General features: G+C 48.4%; 1 protein-coding gene. It reads left to right on the forward strand.

The genetic code is table 11. The features are described from left to right. The first annotated feature begins 95 nt into the window (after positions 1-95). Positions 96-1,237, forward strand: a protein-coding gene (locus A3844_RS31670) for an IS3 family transposase (RefSeq protein WP_143192230.1) whose coding sequence is annotated in 2 segments (ribosomal slippage) — positions 96-369 and positions 369-1,237 — 1,143 coding nt in all. Because the reading frame shifts where the segments join, the coding sequence is not laid out codon by codon here. Positions 1,238-1,284 lie beyond the last annotated feature (47 nt).

Raw genomic sequence — 1,284 nt, forward strand, 5'->3', positions numbered from 1 at the left:
GGGACTGACCCCGTAACGTGAGACAAATCAAAACACCTTCAAGAGAATGAAACCTTATCGTAAGATAGGGAGATAATCTTGGAGGTGTTTTTGCGTTGGCAACCAGAGTGAGCTACCCCGTAGAAATAAAGATGAAAGCTATAGAAATGAGATTGGCAGGAGTACCCGTGAGCGATGTTATGAAACAGCTGGGCATACGAAATAGGACGCAACTAAAGGTGTGGATGAAATGGTATCGGGAAGGCGAAATTCATCGCATGGAGCAACCTGTAGGTAAGCAATACAGCTTTGGAAAAGGTCCGGAAACCACTACGGAGCTGGAGAGACTAAAGGCGGAAAATCGATTCCTGAAGCAACAATTGGACCTGCTAAAAAAGTACAAGGAACTGGAAAGGAGGTGGGACCAGAAGTTGTCGTTGCCTGGATCGAATCCATTCGAGCAGAAGTGACGGTATCTGAGGCTTGTGCGTGGCTCGGAATCGCGAGAGCTACTTACTACCGCTGGAAGACTGCCAGGACTCAAAGTATAGATCGGATGGTGGAAAAGATAAGGCAGCTTTGCACTCAGCATAAATTTCGGTACGGTTACCGTAAAATCACGGCGCTCCTTCGGGCAGAAGAGCCTATAAACCATAAACGGGTCCAGCGTATCATGCAGCGCGAGGGACTACAGTGCCGTGTGAGGATGAAGAAACGAAAGACTACAGGGCAACCGGCACAACCTGCGGAACATCTGCTTAAGCGGCAATTTCATGCAGCAGCTCCCTTGCAAAAACTGGTCACAGATATTACGTATTTGCCGTTTGGCGGCAAGATGTTGTACCTTTCAAGTATTTTGGATCTGTACAACGGAGAAATTGTCGCTTACAGTATAGCGGACAAGCAGGACACGTCCTTTGTATTGGATACACTGGGCCAACTTCCAGAGCGGGCCAACATGCTGCTCCACAGCGATCAGGGCAGTGTGTATACGTCTCAGGCGTACCAGGCGGTAGTCAAGGGAAAAGGCATTACCATGAGCATGTCCCGTAAAGGAACGCCCGCTGATAATGCCCCCATTGAGTCGTTTCATTCCACCCTAAAGTCTGAAACGTTCTACCTCGAAGATCTTATGTGTACAACGACTGCAATCGTTGAACAGACCGTTCGAGACTACATCACCTACTATAACTCAATTCGGATTCAGGCGAAACTAAATAACCAGTCGCCGGTGGATTTTCGGCGACTGGCTGCTTAAACTTGCAAGGTGTTTTGATCACTGTCTCACAAACAGGGGGCAGTCCC

The organism is Paenibacillus helianthi (assembly GCF_001909055.1).
Classification (GTDB): domain Bacteria; phylum Bacillota; class Bacilli; order Paenibacillales; family Paenibacillaceae; genus Paenibacillus_AQ; species Paenibacillus_AQ helianthi.